The 23,865-nt window shown below is 71.9% G+C and carries 20 protein-coding genes; 7 read left to right on the top strand and 13 right to left on the bottom strand.

The features are described 5' to 3' along the window. Window positions 1-431: 431 nt before the first annotated feature. A complete protein-coding gene (gene icmB, locus FB455_RS17255) occupies window positions 432-836 on the bottom strand; it encodes a coenzyme B12-dependent isobutyryl CoA mutase small subunit (RefSeq protein ID WP_013288515.1) in 405 nt (134 codons plus the stop codon). 402 nt (window positions 837-1,238) lie between these two features. On the opposite strand from icmB, the gene FB455_RS17250 reads away from it, so the two are divergent. Further along, the gene (locus tag FB455_RS17250; RefSeq protein WP_013288516.1) at window positions 1,239-1,949 is read left to right on the top strand and encodes a M23 family metallopeptidase; all 711 of its coding nucleotides are present in this window, start codon (window positions 1,239-1,241) and stop codon (window positions 1,947-1,949) included. Between the two features lie 250 nt (window positions 1,950-2,199). Further along, window positions 2,200-2,973 (top strand): M23 family metallopeptidase, encoded by a 774-nt coding sequence (locus tag FB455_RS17245; RefSeq protein WP_013473628.1) that lies wholly within the window; start codon window positions 2,200-2,202, stop codon window positions 2,971-2,973. 70 nt (window positions 2,974-3,043) lie between these two features. Here FB455_RS17245 and pcrA read toward each other — a convergent pair whose 3' ends face one another. Further along, window positions 3,044-5,455, bottom strand: a complete 2,412-nt coding sequence (gene pcrA, locus FB455_RS17240) for a DNA helicase PcrA (RefSeq protein ID WP_013288518.1) — start codon at window positions 5,453-5,455, stop codon at window positions 3,044-3,046. A 288-nt stretch (window positions 5,456-5,743) separates the two neighbouring features. Between pcrA and FB455_RS17235 the strand changes: the two genes are divergently transcribed. Further along, entirely contained in the window at window positions 5,744-6,097 is a 354-nt protein-coding gene (locus FB455_RS17235; protein WP_013288519.1) for a chorismate mutase, read from the top strand. 85 nt (window positions 6,098-6,182) lie between these two features. Here the strand turns inward: FB455_RS17235 and FB455_RS17230 are convergent, their stop codons facing one another. From FB455_RS17230 to FB455_RS17200, 7 genes are all read right to left on the bottom strand, one after another. Beyond that, the gene (locus FB455_RS17230; RefSeq protein ID WP_145754060.1) at window positions 6,183-7,199 is read right to left on the bottom strand and encodes an ABC transporter ATP-binding protein; all 1,017 of its coding nucleotides are present in this window, start codon (window positions 7,197-7,199) and stop codon (window positions 6,183-6,185) included. Beyond that, on the bottom strand, window positions 7,192-8,220 hold the full coding sequence (locus FB455_RS17225) for an ABC transporter ATP-binding protein (RefSeq protein ID WP_013288521.1): 1,029 nt from the start codon (window positions 8,218-8,220) through the stop codon (window positions 7,192-7,194). The genes FB455_RS17230 and FB455_RS17225 overlap by 8 nt, the downstream gene beginning before the upstream one ends. Window positions 8,221-8,245: 25 nt before the next feature. Continuing rightward, window positions 8,246-9,229, bottom strand: a complete 984-nt coding sequence (locus FB455_RS17220) for an ABC transporter permease (RefSeq protein WP_013288522.1) — start codon at window positions 9,227-9,229, stop codon at window positions 8,246-8,248. 75 nt (window positions 9,230-9,304) lie between these two features. Further along, complete coding sequence (locus FB455_RS17215; RefSeq protein WP_013288523.1) at window positions 9,305-10,231, bottom strand: ABC transporter permease; 927 nt, start codon at window positions 10,229-10,231, stop codon at window positions 9,305-9,307. A gap of 144 nt (window positions 10,232-10,375) precedes the next feature. Next, window positions 10,376-12,019, bottom strand: coding sequence for a peptide ABC transporter substrate-binding protein (locus FB455_RS17210; RefSeq protein WP_013288524.1), 1,644 nt, complete (start codon window positions 12,017-12,019; stop codon window positions 10,376-10,378). 586 nt (window positions 12,020-12,605) lie between these two features. After that, the gene (locus FB455_RS17205; protein WP_013473634.1) at window positions 12,606-13,283 is read right to left on the bottom strand and encodes a response regulator; all 678 of its coding nucleotides are present in this window, start codon (window positions 13,281-13,283) and stop codon (window positions 12,606-12,608) included. Between the two features lies 1 nt (window position 13,284). Beyond that, window positions 13,285-14,562, bottom strand: a complete 1,278-nt coding sequence (locus FB455_RS17200) for an ATP-binding protein (RefSeq protein WP_030269421.1) — start codon at window positions 14,560-14,562, stop codon at window positions 13,285-13,287. A 149-nt stretch (window positions 14,563-14,711) separates the two neighbouring features. Between FB455_RS17200 and FB455_RS17195 the strand changes: the two genes are divergently transcribed. From FB455_RS17195 to FB455_RS17185, 3 genes are all read left to right on the top strand, one after another. Next, a complete protein-coding gene (locus FB455_RS17195) occupies window positions 14,712-16,562 on the top strand; it encodes a PspC domain-containing protein (protein ID WP_145754057.1) in 1,851 nt (616 codons plus the stop codon). Continuing rightward, the gene (locus FB455_RS17190) at window positions 16,559-16,996 is read left to right on the top strand and encodes a hypothetical protein (protein ID WP_145754055.1); all 438 of its coding nucleotides are present in this window, start codon (window positions 16,559-16,561) and stop codon (window positions 16,994-16,996) included. The genes FB455_RS17195 and FB455_RS17190 overlap by 4 nt, the downstream gene beginning before the upstream one ends. A gap of 156 nt (window positions 16,997-17,152) precedes the next feature. After that, window positions 17,153-18,400 (top strand): phosphatidylserine decarboxylase, encoded by a 1,248-nt coding sequence (locus tag FB455_RS17185; RefSeq protein WP_013473638.1) that lies wholly within the window; start codon window positions 17,153-17,155, stop codon window positions 18,398-18,400. Between the two features lie 58 nt (window positions 18,401-18,458). Here the strand turns inward: FB455_RS17185 and FB455_RS17180 are convergent, their stop codons facing one another. From FB455_RS17180 to FB455_RS17170, 3 genes are all read right to left on the bottom strand, one after another. After that, complete coding sequence (locus FB455_RS17180; RefSeq protein WP_013288530.1) at window positions 18,459-19,373, bottom strand: CDP-alcohol phosphatidyltransferase family protein; 915 nt, start codon at window positions 19,371-19,373, stop codon at window positions 18,459-18,461. Window positions 19,374-19,718: 345 nt separating this feature from the next. Then, window positions 19,719-20,630 carry an NUDIX hydrolase gene (locus FB455_RS17175; RefSeq protein ID WP_145754052.1) on the bottom strand — a complete coding sequence of 304 codons (912 nt, stop codon included), beginning with the start codon at window positions 20,628-20,630 and terminating at the stop codon, window positions 19,719-19,721. A gap of 144 nt (window positions 20,631-20,774) precedes the next feature. Continuing rightward, window positions 20,775-21,722 carry an NUDIX hydrolase gene (locus FB455_RS17170; RefSeq protein WP_013288532.1) on the bottom strand — a complete coding sequence of 316 codons (948 nt, stop codon included), beginning with the start codon at window positions 21,720-21,722 and terminating at the stop codon, window positions 20,775-20,777. Window positions 21,723-21,866: 144 nt separating this feature from the next. On the opposite strand from FB455_RS17170, the gene FB455_RS17165 reads away from it, so the two are divergent. After that, complete coding sequence (locus tag FB455_RS17165; protein WP_013288533.1) at window positions 21,867-22,229, top strand: PspC domain-containing protein; 363 nt, start codon at window positions 21,867-21,869, stop codon at window positions 22,227-22,229. Window positions 22,230-22,235: 6 nt separating this feature from the next. Here FB455_RS17165 and guaA read toward each other — a convergent pair whose 3' ends face one another. Then, on the bottom strand, window positions 22,236-23,792 hold the full coding sequence (gene guaA, locus FB455_RS17160; RefSeq protein ID WP_030269412.1) for a glutamine-hydrolyzing GMP synthase: 1,557 nt from the start codon (window positions 23,790-23,792) through the stop codon (window positions 22,236-22,238). Window positions 23,793-23,865: the final 73 nt, after the last annotated feature.

Raw genomic sequence — 23,865 nt, 5'->3', positions numbered from 1 at the left:
CCGCGGCGCGCCGTCGCGCCGCCACCAGCTTCGGAAAATCAGTTTGACGCCTGTCATCAGATGAGACAGGCCATTTGCCGCAGCCTAACGAGATGGGAACGGGCGGCAACCGAGCGGGTGCGGGGTGTGCGGTAATGCACAGACCGGGCTCGGCCGGGCCGATCACCGCGGCGCCGGCGCACGGGGGCGTCAGCCGTCCGGGGGATGTCCGGGCCCGGGCGTAACCGCCCGTCGGGGGCGTCGTTGAGTGTGATGTCGGCGCGCTGGTCAAGCGCGGCGACGGGAGCGGCCGATGCCCTGTCGGTCGAGGGGTGGCGGCGGGGCATCGTGCATAGAGGGGCCGGGCGTGTGAGGGGTGCGTCCGGCCCCTCCCCCGTGCCCGGAACCGGAAACGCGGGGGCCGGGCACGCAGGAGCCGGGAACCGGGCGGGTCAGCCGACCGGCTGGGCGACGTTCTCCCGCACCCACTCGACGATCGACCCGGTGGTCGCACCCGGGGTAAAGATCTTCGCGACGCCGAGCCGCTCCAGCTCCGGGATGTCGGCCTCGGGGATGATGCCGCCGCCGAACACCACGATGTCGGTGGCGTCGCGCTCGGTAAGCAGTTCGACGACGCGCTTGAACAGCGTCATGTGCGCGCCCGAGAGCACCGAGAGGCCGACCGCGTCCGCGTCCTCCTGGATGGCGGTCTCGACGATCTGCTCGGGCGTCTGGTGCAGGCCGGTGTAGATGACCTCCATGCCCGCGTCACGCAGGGCGCGGGCGACCACCTTCGCCCCCCGGTCGTGGCCGTCCAGGCCGGGCTTCGCGACGACGACCCGGATACGAGAGCTCATCTGCGCACACCTTTCACCGGCACTCCTGACCTGAACGAACGGTAACCCGGCCGGACCGGAGGCGGGAAGCCGGGCCGGACCTTCCCACATACGAGCCGCCCCACTACCGCCCACCCGGGTACGCGGAAAGCCGGACACCTCCGCCGTTCGGTCACTGTCCGCGACGAATGGGCAGTCGACATACCATCCGACCGGCGGCACGAGCTATGACAAGGTCGGATGGAATTGGACATAACGAATCAGCATTTCGGCGCTTCGGCTTGTGACAGGAGTGGCGGTTGGCTAACGTGTCCACGGTTGTCATCAGGTCCACGGACGGGTGACGACGCGACACCGGAGGTTCGACCGAGCTTCACCGAACGGTCCGGAGTCGCATCGGATCCCCGACAACGGAGGGTGTGCGTGCGCCAGCGCCTGTCGTCTGAGCCCGATCGCTATCGCGGCCGCCGCCGCGTACCCACCCCCCCGCGGAGCCGCTACGCCGCGGTGGTCACCACCGCCTTCGTCGGCGCCGGCATCGTCGCCATCGGCGCGAACGCCCTCCCCGACGCCAAGAGCGTCAGCCCGTCGGTCCTCGACGAGCTCCGGCAGGCCTCGGTCGCCAGCCAGGACGCCGCCGCCCGCGCCGACAGCGCGGAGCGCCCGTCCCGTGCCGACCGCTCCGACAGCAAGGCCGCCGAGCAGGACCCGTGGCTCCTGCCGCTGCACGGCTACGACTTCAAGTCCCCCTACGGCATGCGGTGGGGCAAGCTGCACACCGGCATCGACCTGGTCGCCCCGGAGGGCACGCCCTACAAGGCGGTCCACGCCGGCACCGTCACCAAGGCCGGCTGGTTCGGCGGCTACGGCTACGCCGTCATCGTCCAGCACTCCGACGGCAGCGAGGCCATCTACGGCCACTCCTCCGCGGTAACGGTCAAGGAGGGCCAGGAGGTGAAGGCCGGCGACCAGCTCGGCCTGGTCGGCAACACCGGCCACTCCTACGGCTCCCACCTGCACCTGGAGATCCATGTCAAGGGCCAGCCGCAGGACCCGGTGGCGTTCCTCAAGGATCGCGGAGTGGACATTCAGCTCGAAGTCGAGGCAGTTTACAGCGACGTAGCCGCGTCCTGACGCTCCGTACCGCCCCGTCACCGCCCGGACCGCACGGTCCGGGCGGTTTCGTCTGTGCCGATGTCTGCCACGTCACACCGGCCGGTGTGAGCGGGAGCACATCGCCGAATGATCGTCTCTTCGACCGAACCGGCCGACCGGTTCGAAACCGGACGCGCGGTGGCGGCGCGGGCCACCGCCTCCGTACCCCCGATACCCGCTGCGACCTGCACCGACACCAGTATTTCGAGGTCACGTGCCCCTCGAACCGATGAAGGATCCCGTGCAGCACAGCAGCCCCACCCCGGACAACGCTCCCGCCCGGCACCGGCGCCCGCGCCGCGCCCGGCGCACCGTTTACGTGGTCACCGGCGCGGTGGCCCTGCTCGGCCTCGGCATCGGCGGCGTGGTCGTCACCACCGCCCCGTCCGACCCGACGCCGGCCGCCGTCGACCTCGGCGTAGCGGCCCGCGCCGACGACGCCGACCGCGCCGACCGTTCGGCCCGCGAGCCGGTCACCCCGTCCGCCGTACCGGCCAGCCCGTCGCCGAGCCCGAGCGCGAGCGCGACCAGCCCGGCACCGAAGAAGACGGCGACGGCGAAACCCAAGCCGAAGCCGAAGAAGACGACAGTGGCGAAGAAGCCCACCTGGGTCATCCCGATGAAGGGCGCCGACATCACGTCGTGCTACGGGCCCCGCTGGGGCACCCAGCACGCCGGCATCGACTTCGCCATGCCGGCCGGCACGCCGATCCACGCCGCCGCAGCGGGCACCGTGGTCAAGGCCGGTGACGTCGGCGACGGCTACGGCATCTCGGTCTTCATCGACCACCACAACGGCTACCTGACCCACTACGCCCACCAGAGCCGGCTCGCCGTCGGCGTCGGCGACACGGTCAAGGCCGGTCAGGTCATCGGGTACGAGGGCTCCACCGGCGACTCCACCGGCCCGCACCTGCACTTCGAGGTGCACCAGGGCGCGATGTGGAACCAGATCGACCCGGCACCGTTCCTGCGTGCCCGGGGCATCGGCGTGGCCTGCTGACGCAGTGGTCCACCGGCGTGGCCGGGCCGGTCTCCAGCCCGGCCGCGCCTGCGGTCCGTCCGCCTGACGCTCAGAGCTTGTCGATCGGGGCGTGCCGCAGCACCAGCCACATGGTCTGGTCGCCGAAGTCGATCTGGGCCCGGGCACCCGGCCCGGCCCCCTCCACCGCCAGCACCCGGCCCAGGCCGTACCGCTGGTGGTTGACCCGGTCGCCCACCGCGACCTTCGGAGCCTGCTTCAGCTCGCTCGCGGTGGCCAGCCGGCTGGCGTCCACGCCCAGCCGCTTCGCCAGCTCGGTCGCCTTGGGCGTGCCGCCGGCGAAGCCGCCGCGGCCCAGCCGGTCCGCCCGGCCGCCGACGCCCCCGCCTCCGCCGCCCCACGAGGTGTACGACCCCTCGGTGCGCTCCCAGCGGACCAGCTCGGGCGGCAGCTCCTCCAGGAACCGCGACGGCGGGTTGTAGGCGGGCGCGCCCCAGGCCGACCGGGTCACCGCGCGGGACAGGTAGAGACGCTGGCGGGCCCGGGTGATGCCCACGTACGCCAGCCGCCGCTCCTCCTCCAGCTCGCGGGTGTCGCCGAGCGAGCGCAGGTGCGGGAAGACGCCGTCCTCCAGGCCGGTCAGGAAGACCACCGGGAACTCCAGGCCCTTGGCGGTGTGCAGCGTCATCAGCGTGACCACCCCTTGGTGGTCCGGGTCGTCGGAGGGGATCTGGTCGGCGTCGGCGACGAGCGCCACCTGCTCCAGGAAGCCGGCGAGCGTGGCTCGCTCGTCGTCGGCGCCGAGCGCCTCGATCCGCTCGGTGTACTCCCGGGCGACGCTCACCAGTTCCTGGAGGTTGTCCACCCGGCCGGCGTCCTGTGGGTCGAGGCTCTCCTCCAGCTCGGCCAGGTAGCCGGAGCGGGTCAGCACCGCCTCCAGCACCTCCTCCGGGGTGCCGGTGCCGGCCAGCTCCCGCGCCGCGTCGAGCAGCGCGACGAACTCGGCGATGCCGTTCGCCGCCCGGGTGGAGATGCCCGGCGCGTCCTTGGCCCGGCGCAACGCGGCGCCGAAGGAGATGCGGTCCCGGGCACTCAGCGCCTCCACGCACGCCTCGGCCCGCTCGCCGATGCCCCGGCGCGGGGTGTTGAGGACCCGGCGCAGGCTGACCGTGTCGTCGTCGTTGACCACGGCGCGCAGGTACGCGAGCGCGTCGCGGACCTCCTTGCGCTCGTAGAAGCGCACCCCGCCGACCACCTTGTAGGGCAGGCCGACCCGGATGAACACCTCCTCGAACACACGGGACATGGCGTTCGTGCGGTAGAACACCGCCACGTCGCCCGGGCGGGTCTCGCCGTCGTCGACCAGCCGGTCGATCTCCCGGGCCACCCAGTCGGCCTCGGCGTGCTCGGTGTCGGCGACGTACCCGACGATCTGCTCGCCGGACCCGGCGTCGCTCCACAGCCGCTTCGGCTTGCGGGAGGTGTTGCGGTCGATCACCGCGTTGGCGGCGTTGAGGATGGTCTGGGTCGAGCGGTAGTTCTGCTCCAGCAGGATCGTGCGGGCGTCGGTGAAGTCCCGCTCGAACTCCAGGATGTTGCGGATGGTCGCGCCGCGGAACGCGTAGATCGACTGGTCGGCGTCACCGACCACGCACAGCTCCGCCGGCGGGATCCCCTCGGTACCGGAGACCAGTTCCTTGATCAGCACGTACTGGGCGTGGTTGGTGTCCTGGTACTCGTCCACCAGCACGTGCCGGAACCGGCGCCGGTAGCTCTCCGCCACGTGCGGGTGCGACTGGAGCAGGTGCACAGTCGTCATGATCAGGTCGTCGAAGTCCAGCGCGTGCGCCTCGCGCAGCCGCCGCTGGTAGAGCGTGTACGCCTCGGCCAGCGCCCGCTCGTTCGGCCCCTTGGCCCGGCCGGCGAACTCCTCCGGGTCGACCAGCTCGTTCTTCAGGTTCGACACCTGGGCGGCCAGGCCCCGGGCCGGGTAGCGCTTCGGGTCCAGATCCAGCTCGCGGGCGACCATCTGCATCAACCGGCGCGAGTCGTCCGCGTCGTAGATCGAGAACGTCGACTTCAGGCCGGCGTGCTCGTGCTCGGCCCGCAGGATGCGTACGCAGGCGGAGTGGAACGTCGAGACCCACATGAGCCGGGCGCGCGGGCCGACCAGCGCGGCCACCCGCTCCTTCATCTCACCGGCGGCCTTGTTGGTGAACGTGATCGCGATGATCTCGCCGGGGTGCACGTCGCGGGCGGCGAGCAGGTAGGCGATCCGGTTGGTCAGCACCCGGGTCTTGCCGGACCCGGCGCCGGCCACGATCAGCAGCGGGGAGCCGGCGTGGGTCACCGCGTCCCGTTGGGGGCCGTTCAGGCCGTCGAGGAGGGCGGCCGGGTCCGACCCGGCGCCCCCGGGACGGCGCGGCGGGGTCGGCCGGGACTCCGGCGCGGGCGGGGACTCCGGCGCGGGCGGGGATGTGGGAATGTCGAAGAGAGGATGCATCGCAGCCCGAGTCTATGCCGCCGGGCGGACACTTCCCCGCCCGCGCCGCCGCCCGGCGCACACCGTCACGTCTCACCTGTTGGTGCGTCTTCTTGCGCGCCCGCCCGGATGGTCGGCATACTCGACGACGTGTTCGATCAGCGCTTCTACTTTTACTACGGCACCGGGAGTCCGGCAGCCGTGGGTCGCGCCTGATCACAGACCTACGAAACGCCCCGGGCTCCCCGAGCCCGGGGCTTTTCCGTCCCGGGATCCGGGTACCGGGCCCGAGCCCCGAGAGGGACGACGATGATGACTGACGTGGTGGAGTCCAGCGGCAGCCTGGCGCGGCACGACCGGCCGGCCGGCGGCGACCCGACCGGCGCCGCGGCGGCCCGGACCGGCACCGACGACGCGGCGGCGGCGGAACGGATCGGCGAGATCCGGCGGCGGATCGACGAGATCGACCGCACCCTCATCGCGCTCTGGCAGGAGCGGGCAGCGCTCTCCCAGGAGGTCGGCGCGACCCGGATGGCGTCCGGCGGCACCCGGCTGGTGCTCTCCCGCGAGCGGGAGATCCTGGAGCGGTTCCGGTCCGAACTCGGCGCCGACGGCACCCAGCTCGCGCTCCTGCTGCTGCGCGCCGGCCGCGGCCCGCTGTGACGGCCACGGAGACGCTGTGACGGCCACGGAGACGACGAACCGCCTGCCGGCGTCGAGCTGACGCCGGCAGGCGGTCCGGAACGGATCAGGCCACCTCGTGGGTGACGACGATCTCCCGCTTCTCCGCGAAGTGGCAGGCGCTCGGGTGGTCCGAGCCCGGCCGGATCTGGAGCAGCGGCACCTCCTGGGCGCAGACGTCCTGCGCCTTCCAGCACCGGGTGCGGAACCGGCAGCCCGAGGGCGGGCTGACCGGCGAGGGCACGTCGCCCTGGAGCCGGATGATCGCCTTGCTCTCCCGCACGGTCGGGTCCGGCACCGGCACCGCCGACAGCAGTGCCTGGGTGTACGGGTGGGTCGGCCGCTCGTAGATCTCGTCCTCGGTGCCGATCTCCACCATCTTGCCCAGGTACATCACGGCGACCCGGTCGGAGAGGTGCCGCACCACGGACAGGTCGTGGGCGATGAAGACGTACGACAGCCCGAACTCGGCCTGGAGCTTCTCCAGCAGGTTCATCACCTGAGCCTGGATCGAGACGTCCAGGGCCGACACCGGCTCGTCGCAGACGATCACCTCGGGCCGCAGCGCCAGCGCCCGGGCGATGCCGATGCGCTGCCGCTGACCGCCGGAGAATTGGTGCGGGTACCGGTTGATGTGCTCCGGGTTGAGGCCGACCAGGTCGAGCAGCTCCTTGACCTTGCTGCGCCGGCTGCCGCGCGGAGCCACCTCGGGGTGGATCTCGAACGGCTCGCCGATCAGGTCACCCACCGTCATCCGGGGGTTCAGCGAGGTGTACGGGTCCTGCATCACCAGCTGGATCTGCCGGCGCAGCCGCCGCAGCGCGCCACCGGAGAGCTTGGAGATGTCCTGGCCCTTGTAGAGCACCTGGCCGCCGGTCGGCTTCTCCAGGTTCATCAGCACCCGGGCCAGCGTCGACTTGCCGCAGCCGGACTCGCCGACCACGCCGAGCGTCTCGCCGGCCTTGAGGTCGAAGGAGACGCCGTCGACCGCCTTGACCTGACCGATGGTCTTCTTGAACACCACGCCCCGGGTCACGGGGTAGTGCTTGACCAGGTCACGGACCTCGATGATGTTCTCAGTCACGGTTCACCAGTTCCTCGGCGAAGTGGCAGGCGCTGGCCCGGCCGTTGCCCAGTTGCAGCAGCGGCGGGACCTTCTCCCGGCACATCGGCTGCGCCATCGGGCAGCGCGGGTTGAACGCGCAGCCCGTCGGGATGTTCATCAGGTTCGGCGGGAGACCCTTGATGGTGCGGAGCTCCTGGCCCTTCTCGTCCATCCGCGGGATCGAGTTGAGCAGGCCGAGCGTGTACGGGTGTGCCGGCTTGCGGTACAGGTCGTAGACGTCGGCTTCCTCGACGATCCGGCCGGCGTACATGACCGCGATCCGGTCCGCGACGTCGGCGACCACGCCGAGGTCGTGGGTGATCAGGATCATGCCCATCTGCCGTTCCCGCTGGAGCTCGCCGAGCAGGTCCATGATCTGGGCCTGCACTGTCACGTCGAGCGCGGTGGTCGGCTCGTCGGCGATCAGCACCTCGGGGTCCAGCGCCAGCGACATGGCGATCATGGCGCGCTGCCGCATACCGCCGGAGAACTGGTGCGGGTAGTTGCTGAACCGGCCCTTGGCGTTGGGGATCTTCACCTGGTCGAGCATCTCGATCGCGCGCTTCTTGGCGTCCGAGCGGCTCATGCCGCGGCGGATGCGGAACTGCTCGGCGATCTGGAAGCCGACTGTGAAAACCGGGTTGAGGGCCGAGAGCGAGTCCTGGAAGATCATGGCGATGCCCTCGCCCCGGATCCGCCGCCGCTGCTCGGGGGACATGGTGAGCATGTCCTTGCCGTGGAAGCGGACCTTGCCGCCGGTGACGAAGCCGGGCGGGGTGTCCAGGATGCCCATGATGGTCTGCGCGGTGACGCTCTTGCCGGAGCCGGACTCGCCGAGCACGGCGAGGGTCTCCCCCGCGTCGACGTGGTACGTGACTCCGTTGATGACCTTGGCGACGCCGTCCCGGGTGCGGAACTCCACCCGAAGGTCGTCGACCTCGAGCAGCCGACCCGAGGGGCGGCCGGATCCGTCGGCGCCCGGCGAGGACTGCTCGGACACGAGAATGTCGGACAACTCAGTTCCCCTATCGGAGCTTCGGGTCGAGGGCCTCGCGGACCGCCTCGCCGAGCATGACGAAGCTCAGCACGGCGGCGACGAGGAACGCGGAGGGGAAGAACAGCAGGTAGGGCGAGACCCGGATGTAGTTCTGCGCCTCGCTGATCATGATGCCCCAGGAGACGACCGGGCTCTTCAGGCCGATGCCCAGGAACGAGAGCGTGGCCTCCGCGCCGATGAACGAGCCGACCATGATCGTGCCGTAGACCAGCAGCGGGGCCAGGCAGTTCGGCAGCAGGTGCTTGAGGATGATCCGGCCGGTGCCGGCGCCGAGCGCGCGGGCCGCGACGATGTAGTCGGCCTCCTTGGTGGCGAGCACCGAGGAGCGCATCAGCCGCATCACGACCGGCCAGCTCAGCACGCTCAGGGACATGATGACCAGGCCCATGATCGTCCACTCGCCGTTGTCGGAGCCGGACCCGTTGAACGTGGTCAGGATGACGATCGAGCCGAGCACGAACGGCAGGCCGAAGAAGATGTCCGCGATGCGGGAGAGCAGCGCGTCCACCCAGCCGCCGCGGTAGCCGGCGATGATGCCCATCGTGCCGCCGACCAGCAGCGTCAGGAAGGTGGAGACCACAGCCACCACGATCGAGGCGCGGGCGCCGTAGATGACCCGGGCGTAGACGTCGCGACCCTGCACGTCGTAGCCGAACCAGGCGGCCGACGACGGCTCGACCCGGCTGCGGTCCAGCGAGCCGTTCACCGCGTCGCCGGAGGTGAACAGCCACGGGAAGGCCGCCATCACGAGGAAGACCAGGATGATCGTCGCCGAGATCCAGAACAGCGGCTTGCGGCGCAGGTCGATCCAGGCGTCACCGAGCAGGCCACGCGGCTTGTTCTGCTTCGCGCTCTCCGGCAGGCCCGCGTTGGTGGGCGCGCCCGACCCCGCCTCGGTGGGCATGGTCGCGGGCGGCGTCGACACGATCGACGCGGTATTCGGGTCACTCATGCCCGTACCTCGCTGCGCTCGGCACGGGCGTGGTTGCCCGCGCAGACTGCTGGGACGTTTCGTACGCTGCGGCGGTCACTCATAGCGGATCCTCGGGTCGAGGGCGGCGTAGAGCAGGTCCACCACCAGGTTCATGATGAGATAGACGAGCACCAGCACCACAACGATGCCGACAACGGTAGCGCTCTCCTTGGTGACGATCGAGCGGAGCACCTGCCGGCCGATGCCGTTGATGCCGAAGATGCCCTCCGTCACGATCGCGCCACCCATCAGCGCGCCGAGGTCGGTGCCGAGCAGGGTGACCACCGGGATGAGCGAGTTGCGCAGCAGGTGCACGCCGACCACGCGGCGCATCGGGAGACCCTTGGCGATCGCGGTGCGGACGTAGTCGGCACGCCGGTTCTCGGCGATGCTCGTACGCGCCACCCGGGCGATGTACGCCATCGATGCGCTTCCGAGCACGAAGCCCGGCACGATCAGTTCGCTGAACCGCATCTCGTTGGACACGGTCGGGTTGATGATGCCCCACTTCACGCCGAGCAGCCACTGCAGCACGAAGCCGATGACGAAGACCGGGAGGGCGATCAGGAAGAGGGTGGAGACCAGGACCAGGTTGTCCAGGAAGCCGTTGCGCCGCAGACCGGTCAGGATGCCCGCGCCGAGACCGATCACGGCCTCGATGGCGAGGGCCACCACCGCCAGCTTCAGGGTGTTCGGGTACGACGTGGCGATGATGTCGCTGATCTCGCGACCGCCGAACGTGATACCGAAGTCACCCTGCAGAAGGTTCTTCATGTAGCTGGCGTACTGCACCCAGATCGACTCGTCGAGGTTGTACTTCTCGGTCATCATGGCCCGGTAGTTCGGCGGGCAACCGCGGTCGCCGCACTTGCCGGCGAAGGGGTCACCGGGCACCGACCAGACGAGCCAGTAGATCAGGAACGTCGTGCCGATGAACACCGGCACGAGTTGCAGCAGCCGTCTCAAGAGATAACGGCCCATGGGGTGGTCCTCCAGACAGGGAGCGCCGGGTGAGCCGGCGCGGCGGCGACAACGTGCGAGGGGTCCGTTGTACACCCCCTCGCGGAACGGCCCCGGGTCGGGCTCACCGGTAGGCGAGCCCGACCCGGGGTCAGACCGTTCGGATCAGAGCTCGACCGAGGTGATGTCGAGCTCGCCGACGTTGGTCAGCTCCAGCTTCTTGATCTTCTCCGAGTGGCCGGACTGCTGGCCACCGAAGTAGATCGGCATCGACGGGACGTCCTGGTCGATGAGCTTGACGGCCTCAGCGAACTTCTTGTGGGCCTCCTCGATGCTGGGGGCCGCGGAGGCCTCCTTGGCGAGGGCGTCCACCTGCGGGTTGCTGTACTTGCCGTCGTTCGAGGAACCACCGGTGACGTAGAGCGGGTTGATCCAGTTCTCCACGTCCGGGTAGTCCTGCTGCCAGCCGGCCCGGTAGGCACCGGTCATCTTGTAGGCGTTGATGTTGGCGCGGAAGACCGCGAAGGTCGGCACGCCGACGGCAACAGCGTCGATGCCCAGGTTGGTCTTGATCTGCTGGGCGACGGCCTCCATCCACTCCTTGTGGCTGGCGTCCGCGTTGTACGACAGGGTCAGCTTGCCCTGGAAGCCACCGGCCTCCTGGAGGAGCTGCTTGGCCTGGGCCACGTCGAACTTGCAGGCGGTGCAGTTGCCCGGCTCGGCGCCCGGGGTCAGCGGGTTGGCCCAGCTGTCGGCCGGCTTACGGGTACCGAAGAAGATCTTGTCGGTGATCGACTGCCGGTCGATGGACAGCGAGATCGCCTTGCGCAGCTTCGGGTTCTGGAAGCGCTTGTCGTAGATCGGGAAGGCGATGATGCCGGTCGACGGGGTCGTCGAGGCCATGGCCCGCTCGGCCAGGTCGGTCTTCCACTTCTCACCGGCCAGCGCGGAGACCGGAACCTGCTGCTGGAAGTCCAGGTTGCCGGCGAGCAGGTCGTTGTACGCCGCCGTGTCGTCCTGGTAGATCTTGACGGTGACGTCCTTGACCTTCATCTTGTCGCGCAGGCTGTAGTCGTCGAAGCGGGTCAGCTTGATCTCGACGTCGTCCTGCCAGGAGACGAGCTTGACCGGGCCGTTACCGATCGGCTTCTTGCCGAAGTCAGCCGGGGTGGACGAGAAGAACGCGTCCGGCAGCGGCACGAAGGCGCTGTAGCCGAGCTTGGTCGGGAACACGGCGGTCGGCGCGGAGAGCGTGACCTCGAAGTTCCAGTCGTCGACGACCTTCAGGCCGGACATCTCCTTGGCCTTCGGCTCCGGGGCCTTCTGCGGGCCGTCCGGGCCGTCCGGGTCCTCGGTGTAGACCTCGTCGAAGCCCTGGATGTCGGAGAAGAAGGAGGCGTTCTGCGCGCCGTTCGGGCCGTACGCAGCCCAGTTCCAGGCCTTGACGAAGCTCTCGGCCTTGACGGTGGTGCCGTCGTGGAACTTGGTGTTCTGCTTGATCTTGACCTTGAAGACCTTCGAGTCGCTCGTGTCGATCGACTCGGCGAGCAGGTTCTGCGGCGCCCCACCGTTGTTGGGGTACTCGACCAGACCGCTCCACATCCAGTCGATGATCGCGCCGCCACCGGTCTCGGTGGTGTTCGCCGGAACCAGGGGGTTCTCCGGCTGGGTGCCGTCGATGACGATCGCGCCGTCCTTGCTGGCGCCGGCGTCGCCACCGTCGTTGTTCCCGCTGGAGCAGCCGGACGCGACGAGCGCGAATGCCGCGCCCACCGCGAGCGCGCCGCTCGCCCGCTTCGAGACTCTCATTCCGAGGGGCCTCCTCTTTCTAACCTGGTTCCGTCGTGAGTTTCACGCACGTCTTTGGGGGTGACACCACCGGCGACCCGAACCGCAGGACGCCGGTTTACCGCAGAGGAATTCGGGACACCCCAGGGGTACCGATCCGCCGGGCGCCACACCCTGGACGAGACACCGCGCAGGGTCGGCGACCACGCGGCGGCGCGAAAGACGGCGTCACGTGGTCGGCAGGCCCGACGAGATGCCTCACACCGGGGGGTGAGGTGCTGCCACTGTGACACCAACCGGCCCTTTCCGTGAAGGTGCCGTTATCAAGCCGTTAGTTGGTCGCCACGTTGCCGATACTTGAGAAAAGATCACAAAGCGCACGGACGATAGGGCCCTGAACAGGCAAGACGGGCACAGACAGGTCGACGGACGTCCCTGCGACACGGGAGGCTGTGACGTTCACCGCGCCGGCGTCGGCCCCCTTCGCAGGCACCCGGCTGCCGGGTTTTTTGTCCGTCCGGATGATGCCATGCCGACCGAGCGGGCACCACCGGCACCCCCGGGGTACGAGGTCGCCGAGGCCCCGCCCCCGGGCGGGCGTCGGTTCCTAGACCAGCCGGCGGTCGGCGGCCCACCGGGACAGCTCGTACCGGTTCGACATCTGGAGCTTGCGCAACACGTTGGAGACGTGCGTCTCGACCGTCTTGATCGAGATGTACAGCTCCTTGGCGATCTCCTTGTACGCGTACCCCCGGGCGAGCAGCCGCAGCACCTCGCGCTCGCGGTTGGTGAGCTGGTCCAGCTCGGGGTCGGCCACCGGCGCGTCCGGCCGGGAGGCGAACGCGTCGAGCACGAACCCGGCCAGCCGCGGGCTGAACACCGCGTCGCCGTCGGCCACCCGCCGGATCGCGTCGGTCAGCTCCTCCGGCGAGATCGTCTTCGTGACGTACCCCCGCGCGCCGGCGCGGATCAGGCCGATCACGTCCTCGGCGGCGTCGGAGACGCTCAGCGCCAGGAACCGCACCTGCGGGTGGGTACGCCGCATCGCCTCCAGCACCGCGCGGCCACCACCGTCGGGCATGTGCACGTCGAGCAGCACCACGTCCGGAGCGGTGGCGGCGATCCGGGTCACCGCCTCGGCCACCGAGCTGGCCTCACCGACCACCTCCACGCGCGTGCCCAGCTCGGCGCGGACGCCGGCCCGGAACATCGCGTGGTCGTCGACGAGGAACACCCGCAGCGGCCCGCTCGGCGCCGTACCCTCGACCGGTTCCTGCTCGGACATGTCACTTGTCCCTTTCCGCCGTGGAGCCGGAGCCGCTGATCGGCAGGATCAGCCGGACCTCGGTCCCTTCCCCCGGCTCGGACCGGATCTCCGCCCGGCCGCCGTGCCGCTTCATCCGTCCGATGATCGAGCCCCGGACGCCGTGCCGGTGATTCTCCACCGTATCCGGGTCGAAGCCCTTGCCCCGGTCCCGGACGAACACGCTCACCTGCTCCGGCTCCACCTCGGCGTACAGCGACACGGTCTGCACACCGGCGTGGCGGGCCGCGTTGACCAGGGCCTCCCGGGCGGCGGCCACGATCGCGCCCACCCGCTCGTCGGTCTCCCGGTCGCCGACCACCACCACCTCGACGGTGATGGCGAACGTGTCCTCCACCTCGGCGGCGGCCTGCTCCAGGGCGGCCGCGAAGCGCTCGGTGGGCGAGGCGGCCGGCTTGTAGAGCCAGTTGCGCAGCGAGCGCTCCTGGCCCCGGGCCAGACGCTGCACCGTCTTGACGTCGCTGGCGTTGCGCTGGATCAGGGCCAGCGTGTGCAGGACCTGGTCGTGCACCATCGCGGCCAGTTCGGCGCGCTCCTGCTCACGGATGCGGCCCTCCCGCTCGGAGCGGAGCTGGTTCCAGGTGCGCCAGAGCACCGGACCGGTGACCACACCCACGCCGGCCAGCCCGACCAGCGCGAAGATCACGCCGTTGAGCACCGCGTCGACGTTCTGCGCCGGCGAGTAGACGGCCGCCACGCCGATGATGCCCACCGCGACGAGCACGCCGCCGCCGATGAAGCGCAGCACGAACGCGCGCCTGTCGCTCTCCTCCACCACCGCGCCCAGCCAGGGCACCGCCGAGTCGCCCCACTGCCGGCGGCGCTCCGGGGCGGACTGGTGCCAGATGACGCCCGCGCCGACCGCGATGATCGCCACCAGCCAGCCGGCGGTGCCGGCCGCGCCCACCGAGTTGAACGCGACCACCTGGAGCAGCAGCACGCCGAGCCCGATCACCACGAACGGCAGCAGCTGGGCGAGGTCGCGGCGGGGCGGGACGGCGGTGTCGCCGGGGCGGGGCGGGACCACCGCCCAGAAGGCGGCGTAGAGCAACAGGCCGAGACCGCTCAGCCCGAGCAGCACCATGAACGCCACGCGTACCCGCAGCACCGGGATGCCCAGGTGCTCGGCGATGCCCGCGGCCACCCCGGCGGCCAGCCGGTGGTCGGTGGCCCGGTAGAGGCGCGGGGCGTGCGGGGCGGGGGTGCTGCTGATCGGAGGCTCCCAGGTCGAGGCGGACATGCCGGCGGCGCCGACGCCCCGATCGTCACACGGCCGCGACGCCCGGGACCACGGGGACGCCCCGGAGTTTCACCGGCGGAGGATCTCAGGGTGGGGTCAGGGTCGGGTCCGGAGGCTGCTCGGGCGGCCGGGGCAGCAGTATCGAAGGCATGAACGAGGACGCTGCCCGTCCGCCCCGCCCCTGGGCGGCAGCACAGGACGCCCCGCCGCCCCCGCCGGGAGCGGCACCCACCGACCAGGCGACCCCGCCGCCCGGCGGCGGCACGCCGTTCGGCGGTCCGCCACCCGGTGGGTACGCCCCACCGCCCGGTGCCGCCGGCTTCACCACCCGGTACGGCCTGGTACGCCCCCGTGAGGGCCGCTACCTGGCCGGGGTGTGCGCCGCCATCGGCCGGGCCACGAACACCGACCCGGTGCTGTGGCGAGTGCTGCTGGCCGTGCTCGGCTTCTTCGGCGGCATCGGGATCATCGTGTACGTCGCCGGCTGGCTGATCATCCCCGGCGAGGGCGACACCGCCTCGCCGGTGGAGGCCATGCTCGGCCGGGGCCGGTCCAGCATGTCCCCGATCACGGTGATCGTGCTCGGCATCGTGGTGGCGCTCGGCTTCGCCTACGTCGTCACCGACGGGTTCCGGGCGATCCTGCTCGGCGCGGTGATCCTGATCGGCGGCGCGCTCCTGCTCAACCGCGAGCAGCGCGGCCCGGCGCAGCGGCCGGCTCAGCCGGCGCCGCCGCACGGTCCCCCGCCGGGTCCGGTACCACCGGTGGCCTGGCCCGCGCCGCCGGCCCCGGCGCCGGGCACCTGGACCGCGGCTCCCCCCGCGGCACAGTGGACCGGCACACCCGCCGGACCGGCACACCCCGCGGCGGCGCCGTCCGGCGGCATGCCCGCCGAGCCCGGCTACCCGCCGGTGTCCGCGTCCGAGCCCGGCTACCCGCCGGTGTCCGCGTCCGAGCCGGGCTACCCGCCGGCGGCGCCGTCCGAGCCGGGGCACCCGGCCACGTCCGACGCGGAGCGCGAGCCGGGCCACCCCGGGCCTACTACCGGCTACCCGACGCTGCCGGCGCCGGGCTGGCCCGCCGCGGCCGGCACCCGGCCGGGCCCGTCCGAGCCGACGACCGTCGCGATGCAGCACGTGACCGGCCCGGTCGCCGACACCGCCACCTGGCCCGCGTACGGCGCGAACCCGGCCTGGCCGGGCGCGCGGGACGCCGGGGCCCGGCTGGACGAGCCGGCCGCCGTGCCGCCGCCCGCGCCGGTGGGCGCACCGCTGCCGCCCGGCGGTTACCGGCCGCCGTTCGCCCCGCACGGCCCGTACGCCGGATCGCCGCCCGTTCCGCCGCCCTTTCCGCCACCGGTCCGGCCGCCGCGACCGCCGAAGCGGCCCAAGGAGCGCTCGCCGCTCGGCGCGATCACGTTCTCGCTGATCTTCCTGGCGCTCGGCATGGTCGCAATGCTCGACCTGCTCGACGTCTTCCCGGTCGGCGCCGCCGGCTACTTCGCCGCGGTACTCGCGACCATCGGCCTCGGTCTGCTCGTCGGCACCTGGTTCGGCCGGGCCCGCTGGCTGATCGCCCTGGGCCTGGTGACAGCGGCGGCGCTCGGCATCGCCACCGTCGCCGAGTCCTACGACCGGGTACGCGGCATCGACGGCAACGTCACCTGGGCGCCGACCGACCTGCGCGACCTGGCCGACCGGTACGAGAACAACCTCGGTGACGCGACGCTCGACCTGCGCGGGATCGACTTCGACAAGCAGGACGTCCAGGTGACTGTCGACGTGAACCTCGGCAACGCGACAGTTGTCGTACCGCCGGACGTCGACGTGACCACTGTGGCCGACGTGAACGCCGGCGACGCCACTGTCTTCGGCCGGCGCAGCGGCGGGCTCGGCGGTCGTCAGTGGGAGACCACCGACCCGGGCGCCGACGGTCCCGGTGGCGGCAAGCTGCGCCTCTACGTCCACGTGAACGCCGGCAAGCTGGAGGTGACCCGGTGAAGGCACACCGTACCGACATCGTGTCGTTCGCTTTCGGACTCGTCTTCCTCGGCCTGTCCGTCTGGTGGCTGCTGGCCCGGATCCTCGGCCTCTCCGTACCCCCGGTCGGCTGGTTCCTGGCCGGCGGGCTGGTGCTGATCGGACTGCTCGGGCTGATCGGCGCGCTGCGCTCGGGCCGTCCCCCGGAGCAGCCCACCACGCAGCCCGCGCCGGACGTCACGGTCTCGGCGCCGTACGGCTCCCCGGTCGCGGGCCCGGAGACCGCCGGCAGCGTGGAGACGACCGCCGGCCCGGAGACGCCCGACAGCGCCGACGAGTGGGCCACCGAGGCCACGACCGACTCCGCGGAACCGGCCACCCGCGAACTGCCGCCGCTCGATCCACCGGCCGACGAGGCGGCTCCGCAGCGCCGTACGCCGGGGGATCCGGCCTGACCGCGCCACTGCGGCGCCCTCCGGACGCGGCCTATGCTGGTCGGCGGAGATCTCGTCTCCGCCGGCCGGCCCGCGCACCCCGACCATGCTGGAGCCGCCGGCCGGGTCGCCGGAGCCGCCCCGTCCGTTCGCTATCTCGTCAGGAGCCCGTCCGACATGACCCAGTCCCCCGCCGTGCGCGTCACCGCTCCCTCCGGTGCGGTCCGCATCGGCGAGCGCGCCGCCCGCACGCTCGTCAGCGAGTTCGCCCGGCGTAACGACCCGAAGGCCGGCCTGCTGGTCGGCGCGACCCCGGAGTCCGCGGTGCTGGCCGCCGCGATCGAGGCGCTGCTCCCCGGCGACCGGCTCACAGTGGTGCCGGCGGAGGGCGCCGCGGCGGCCGCGCTGCGCGAACACGTGACCGCGCAGGGCCGCTGGGTCGCCGACCGGGTACGCGTGGTCGACACCCTCGCCGAGGCGGACGCCGCCGCGGTGGTGGTCGTCGCCGAGCCGTTCACCGGCACCGCGGACGAGGCGCGCGTCGCGATCGACGGGCTGGCGAAATACCTCGCCGAGGGCGCGGTGCTGAGCGTCGCCGCGCCGCTGTTCCGCACCGAGGGCGCCGACGGCGAGCTGGACCGGCAGGGCGTGCTGCACGGCGTACGCACCGACCTGGTGCTGCGCAACACCCCGCCGGTACGCGTGCACCACCTGCGGTTCACCCCGGCGCCGGTCGCGCTCGCGGCCTCGCTGTCCCCTGCGTACCGGCCATCGAGCGTGCCGCTGACCCGGGGCATGCACATCGACTCGAACGGGGTGGCCGCGGCCGGCATCACGCTCGGCCTGGCCGCCCTGGCCCGGGCCGCGCGGCCGAAGTCGAAGCTCTGGCTGCTGCCGGCGCTGGCCGCCGCGCCGGTGGCCGCGTTCTTCCGCGACCCGGAGCGGGACGTGCCGGAGGACCCGTCGGCGGTGGTCGCCTCGGCGGACGGTCAGGTGCTGTCCGTGCAGCGCCTTCAGGACGAGCGCTTCGGTGACGGCGAGTGGCTGCGGATCGCGGTCTTCCTGTCGGTGCTGGACGTGCACGTCAACCGCGCTCCGGTGGCCGGCAAGGTGGTCGACTACTTCGTCGCCGACGGCGGGTTCGTCAACGCCATGAAGCCGGACGCCGAGCACAACGTGGCGGCGTACACGGTGCTGGACACCGACCACGGCACCGTGGTGGTGGCGCAGCGCACCGGGCTGATCGCCCGCCGGATCGTGCAGCGGGCGCCCGTGGGTTCGCTGCTGGCCCGGGGTGAGCGCTTCGGCCTGATCCGGTTCGGCTCGCGTACCGACGTCTACCTGCCGGCCGACGCCGCGGACCCGCTCGTCGGTCCGGGCGACAAGGTGGTCGGCGGCGCGACGGTGATCGCCCGCTGGCGCTGAGCGCCTGACATGAGAGAAGGGGCGCCGCTCTCGCGGCGCCCCTTCTGTCGTTCTCGGGTCAGGCGGTACGGCGCTGGTGCAGCCAGAGCAGCGGCCCGCTGACCAGGTAGCCCACCACCACGAGGGCGAACGTGAGCCGGATGTCGACGAGCGCGCCGACCACCGGGGCCAGCCAGAGCCACGGCGGCAGCTTCAGCAGCCGGGCGAGCTTCGCGTACGGGAAGCTGGACACCATGGCGAAGGCGAGCAGCGCCACGCCGGCCACCATGACCAGGCCGGGGACCGGCACGCCGATGGCCACGGTCAGGGCGAGCACTGCCGCCGCCATGGTGGTCGGCACGCCGCAGAAGAAGCGGCCGTCCTTCGGCGAGACGTTGAACCGGGCGAGCCGGACGGCCGCGCACGCGGCGACGAGCGCGCAGGAGACCGCGGCGGCCGCGGGCGGCGCCGAACCGGCGAGCGAGGCGTAGACCACGACCGGCGCGGCGAGGCCGAACGAGCACATGTCGGCGAGCGAGTCCATCTGCGCGCCGAACGGGCTGGCCACACCGAGCTTGCGGGCCAGCGCGCCGTCGAGGCCGTCGAACGCGACGCACGCGATCAGGCAGATCGCGGCGATCTGCACCTCACCGCGCATGGCCAGGAAGATGGCCAGCATGCCGAGCATGAGGCTGCTCAGCGTGCACGCGTTGACGAGCGCGAACTTTGCCCGGCGGGCGGCGGTGCGCTCACCCGGCAGGAGCGGGATCGACATCGCCGGGGACTCGTCGTCGACGGGTGTCGCCGGGGGAAGCGCCGGGCTGATGGGCCGTACCGCTTCGATGTCGGTGTCGAGCCGGCCGTAGCGGAGGCGCTGGCGGTCGGCGTAACGGTGGTCGGGGGTGACCAGGTCGGTCCCGGAGACGGCCGCGCCGTCCCGGCGGCCCACCCGGACCAGCAGCACCTGGCGGGCGAACGTACTGCTGCGGCGCAACCTGCCCGCCCAGCGACGCCCTGCGGGGCGCGGACTGTCAGTCGTACGACGCCGGCGCCATGGGGCTCTCGGCACGTTTCCTCCATCACCGGATCGGCTGGCCGCCCACTGCGGGGCGGGTGTCCGGCTGTCTCGTGCCGGACCTTTCGGGTCCGGCAGCCCTTTTGCGGAGTACACCATTGCACAGGGGACAGGGGCTTGGCGATAGCTGCCGGCGGTACTTATATCTCCCTTAACCGCGCGAACCGCCCACTCATTCCCATCTCGGGCCTCAACGCCCGTTTTCGTCGGTCAGCCGTACTTCCGACTGTACCGGAGGTCACCCAGGGCGGCTCGGCGAGCGATTCAGCTCACCCGCTGCCCGGTGGCCCGGGCCGCCACATCGGTCATCGACAGACCGGTGACCTGCTCCGGGGCGAACCAGGCGGCCCGTGCGGTCGAGCCGCCGGCCAGCTCGGTCACCACCGCGTCGGTCGGCGCGTCCACGCGTACCCGGTAGATCACCCGGACGCCGTGCCAGTCCAGCGGGCGGCCCTCCGGGCCGAGCGCGGCCGGGTTGTGCAGGTTGTCCACGGCGATCAGGCCGACCACCCGGCCCAGCTGCCCGGCCTCCTCGACCAGCTCGCGCAGCAGCCCGGCGGCCGGCTGCTCGCCGTGGTCGGTGCCGCCACCGGGCAGGTGCCAGCGGCCCGCGCCCGGGTACCCGTCGGCGATCATGGTGAGCAGCACCCGGTCGGCCGGGTCGGTGACCAGCCCGTACGCGGCGAAGCGCTGCCGGCGGTCGACGGACGGCCCGGCCGGCTCGGCGGGCAGCGCCCGGGGCAGGTCGGCCGGCAGCGGAGTCACAGGCAGGCCGAGCAGCTCGGCGGTGAACGGCATCAGCTGCCGGGCGGCTGCCTCGTCGGGCGTGAACCAGCCGACCTCGTCGCTGCCACCGGCCGGCTCCGGCCGCAGCCGCCCGCCGCGCGCCTCGACCTCGAAGACCAACCGATCGGTGTGCAGCGCGATCCCCAGTTCGGCGAACGCGGCCACGTCGGCCACCGCGGCCCGGATCGCGCCGGGCGCGACGGTCAGGCCGGTCTCCTCGGCGAACTCGCGTACCACCGTGTCGGCCGGGTGCTCGGCGTGTTCGACGCCGCCGCCGGGCAACTGCCACACCCCCGGGTACGGGCACCTCGCCGAACCGCGCGCCAGCAACACCCGCCCGTCGGAGTCCCGCAGCACCCCGTAGGCCCCGACCCGCCGCCGCTGCTCCACAGCACCCTCCCCCGCCCGCGCGCCCCCGCGCACTCCCCGCGCCCCACTCCGTCGATCATGAGGTTAGCGGCACCGAGGCGGACATTTCGCGCCGTCAACTTCATGATCGCCGGGGTGGACGCCCGGAGGGCGGGGGTGTGTGGGTCAGAGGAGGTGGGCGGCCTGGACTGCTTCGGCCGTCACCTCGGTGAGGCGGTCGGTGGGGAGGGCGCCGAGTTCCTCGCGGCGGAACCAGCGGGCCTCGCAGGTCGAACCGCCGATGTCGGCAACGGTGGGCGGCGCGGGCTGGTCGACGACCACCCGGTAGAAGGCGCGTACGCCGTGCCAGTCGATCGGGTAGCCCTCCGGGCCGAGCGAGGCGGCGTCCCGGTGGCTGGCCACCCCGAGCAGCTCGACCAGGCGGCCGGTCTGGCCGGTCTCCTCGACCAGTTCCCGGATCAGCGCCGCGCCCGGCTGCTCGCCGTAGTCGGTGCCGCCGCCGGGCAGGTGCCAGCAGCCGGCGCCCGGGTAGCCGTCGGACACCCGGGTCAGCAGCACCCGCTCCTCCGGGTCGGTCACCACCGCGTACGCGGCGAAACGCTGCGCCCGGTGCAGCCCGTCCGGGCCGGGGACGGCGTAGAACGAGGGGAACTCGGGCACCTCCTCCGGCACGATGTCGTCGGTGGAGGTGGGCAGGCCCAGGGCGCGTGCGGTGAACGACCGCAGCGGCAGCTCCCGGGCCTCGTCGAGGGTGAACCAGCGGGCCAGGTCGGTCGGGCGGTCGACCCGCTCGGTGAGCGTCCCGCCGCGGACCGACACGGTGTAGAGAAGCCGGTCGGTGTGGATCGTGATGTGCCGCTCGGGCAGCGCCCGCATGTCGGCGAGCACGTCCTGGAGGCCGGCGACCGCCACCGAGAGCCCGGTCTCGGCAGCGGTCTCCCGGACGACCGTGTGTTTGGGGTCCTCACCGTGGTCGACTGCTCCTCCGGGGAGCGACCAGGTGCCGGGGGTGCCGGAGCGCTCCGATGCGCGGACCAGCAACACTCGGCCGTTTGAGTCAGCACAAACTGCGTATGCCGCGATCCTGCGGAGCGGCTCCAGCGAGGTGGTCACGGGAGCAAATTCTCCCCGTAGCGGGTTACCGACATCGAAAAGAGTCAGATTCCTGACTCTCCGCTGGCGTCTCAGGGGCAGCTCAGGGTAGGCGTCCGGGCGGTCACCGAGGTCGCCCGCCGCGGCGCGCGGGACCGTTGACACATGACCTTCCCGAACCCCTCCCAGGCCCCGTACAAGCAGCTCCGCCGGCCGGTCAGCGACCGCATGATCGCCGGTGTGGCGAGCGGCCTCGGCCGCTACTTCGCCGCCGACCCCACGCTGATCCGGGTGATCTTCGCGACCGCCACCGTGCTCACCGGCGGGCTCGCCGCGCTCGCGTACCCGATCATGTGGTTCCTGATGCCCGAGGAGCCGGCCGGCGCGCCCGCCTGGCCGCACCCGCCGGGCACCGCGCCGGGCTGGCCGCCGGTCCCGCCGGCCGGGCCGGTCCCGCCGGCTACGCCGACCGAGCCGCGGACGCCGGGCGGGCCGCAGGCCGGCCCGCAGACGCCGCCCGCGGCCTGAGCCGCGTCACTCCCACTCGATGGTGCCCGGCGGCTTGCTGGTGACGTCCAGGACCACGCGGTTGACCTCGGCGACCTCGTTGGTGATCCGGGTGGAGATCCGGGCCACCACGTCGTAGGGCAGCCGGGACCAGTCGGCGGTCATCGCGTCCTCGCTGGAGACCGGGCGCAGCACCACCGGGTGGCCGTAGGTGCGCCCGTCGCCCTGCACCCCGACGCTGCGCACATCGGCCAGCAGCACCACCGGGAACTGCCAGACGCCCCGGTCCAGACCGGCCGCGGTCAGCTCCTGCCGGGCGATCAGGTCGGCCTTGCGGAGCACGGCGAGGCGCTCCTCGTCGACCGCGCCGATGATCCGGATGGCCAGGCCCGGACCGGGGAACGGGTGCCGCCACACCATCGCCTCGGGCAGTCCCAGCTCCAGGCCGATCGTGCGGACCTCGTCCTTGAACAGCGTGCGCAGCGGCTCGACCAGGGCGAACTTCAGGTCCTCGGGCAGGCCGCCGACGTTGTGGTGGCTCTTGATGTTGGCGGTGCCGGTGCCGCCGCCGGACTCCACCACGTCCGGGTAGAGCGTGCCCTGCACCAGGTATTCCACGTCGCCGTGCGCGGCGATCTCCCGGGCGGCGGCCTCGAAGACGCGGATGAACTCCCGGCCGATGATCTTGCGCTTCTGCTCCGGGTCGGTCACCCCGGCGAGCGCGCCGAGGAACCGCTCCCGCGCGTCGACCACCTTGAGCTTGATGCCGGTCGCCGCCACGTAGTCCTTCTCGACCTGCTCGGCCTCACCGGCCCGCAGCAGCCCGTGGTCCACGAACACGCAGGTGAGCTGGTCACCCACGGCACGGTGCACGAGCGCGGCGGCGACCGCCGAGTCGACACCGCCGGAGAGGCCGCAGATGACCTCCTTGTCGCCGATCTGCTCGCGGATCCGGGCGACCTGCTCGTCGATGATGTTCGACGGCGTCCACGTCGGCTCGATGCCGGCGATGTCGTACAGGAAGCGGCTGAGCATCTCCTGGCCGTGCGCGGTGTGCCCGACCTCCGGGTGGAACTGCACGCCGGCCCGGCGCCCGGCCAGATCCTCGAACGCGGCGACCGGGGCGCCCGCCGACTCGGCGGTCACGGTGAAGCCGTCCGGGGCCTCGGTGACGCAGTCGCCGTGGCTCATCCAGACCGGCAGGTCGGCCGGCAGGTCGCGCAGCAGCACACCGGGCTCGGTCAGGCGCGGGCGCAGCGGCGTGCCGCCGTACTCGCGGTTGCCGGTGCGCGCGACGGTGCCGCCGAGCGCCTGGGCCATGGCCTGGAAGCCGTAGCAGATGCCGAAGACCGGCACGCCGGCGTCGAACATCCCGGCGTCGATCTGCGGCGCGTCAGGCGCGTAGACGCTGGACGGGCCGCCGGACAGGATGATCGCGGCCGGGTTCTTGGCCAGCATCTCGGACACCGGCATGGAATGCGGGACGATCTCCGAGTAGACCTTCGCCTCGCGGACACGGCGCGCGATGAGCTGGGCGTACTGGGCTCCGAAGTCCACCACGAGGACGGGGCGAGGCGTGCTCATGTGCGCAAAGCCTACCGACAGTCACCGGCCGCGCGGACGCGCCCCGGCGGTGTGGCGGGGTGAACGTGTTAAC

It is taken from the genome of Micromonospora sp. CNZ296 (assembly GCF_007827635.1).
This window is presented reverse-complemented; position numbering and strand designations above follow the sequence as displayed.

Coding starts and splice junctions, on each gene's coding strand:
- FB455_RS17235 (WP_013288519.1), top strand. CDS start 5,744: ATGATGACTGACGTGGTGGAGTCCAGCGGCAGCCTGGCGCGGCACGAC.
- FB455_RS17185 (WP_013473638.1), top strand. CDS start 17,153: ATGACCCAGTCCCCCGCCGTGCGCGTCACCGCTCCCTCCGGTGCGGTC.
- FB455_RS17220 (WP_013288522.1), bottom strand. CDS start 9,229: ATGAGTGACCCGAATACCGCGTCGATCGTGTCGACGCCGCCCGCGACC.
- FB455_RS17210 (WP_013288524.1), bottom strand. CDS start 12,019: ATGAGAGTCTCGAAGCGGGCGAGCGGCGCGCTCGCGGTGGGCGCGGCA.
- FB455_RS17165 (WP_013288533.1), top strand. CDS start 21,867: ATGACCTTCCCGAACCCCTCCCAGGCCCCGTACAAGCAGCTCCGCCGG.
- pcrA (WP_013288518.1), bottom strand. CDS start 5,455: ATGCATCCTCTCTTCGACATTCCCACATCCCCGCCCGCGCCGGAGTCC.
- FB455_RS17205 (WP_013473634.1), bottom strand. CDS start 13,283: ATGTCCGAGCAGGAACCGGTCGAGGGTACGGCGCCGAGCGGGCCGCTG.
- FB455_RS17245 (WP_013473628.1), top strand. CDS start 2,200: ATGAAGGATCCCGTGCAGCACAGCAGCCCCACCCCGGACAACGCTCCC.
- guaA (WP_030269412.1), bottom strand. CDS start 23,792: ATGAGCACGCCTCGCCCCGTCCTCGTGGTGGACTTCGGAGCCCAGTAC.
- FB455_RS17215 (WP_013288523.1), bottom strand. CDS start 10,231: ATGGGCCGTTATCTCTTGAGACGGCTGCTGCAACTCGTGCCGGTGTTC.
- FB455_RS17195 (WP_145754057.1), top strand. CDS start 14,712: ATGAACGAGGACGCTGCCCGTCCGCCCCGCCCCTGGGCGGCAGCACAG.
- FB455_RS17200 (WP_030269421.1), bottom strand. CDS start 14,562: ATGTCCGCCTCGACCTGGGAGCCTCCGATCAGCAGCACCCCCGCCCCG.
- icmB (WP_013288515.1), bottom strand. CDS start 836: ATGAGCTCTCGTATCCGGGTCGTCGTCGCGAAGCCCGGCCTGGACGGC.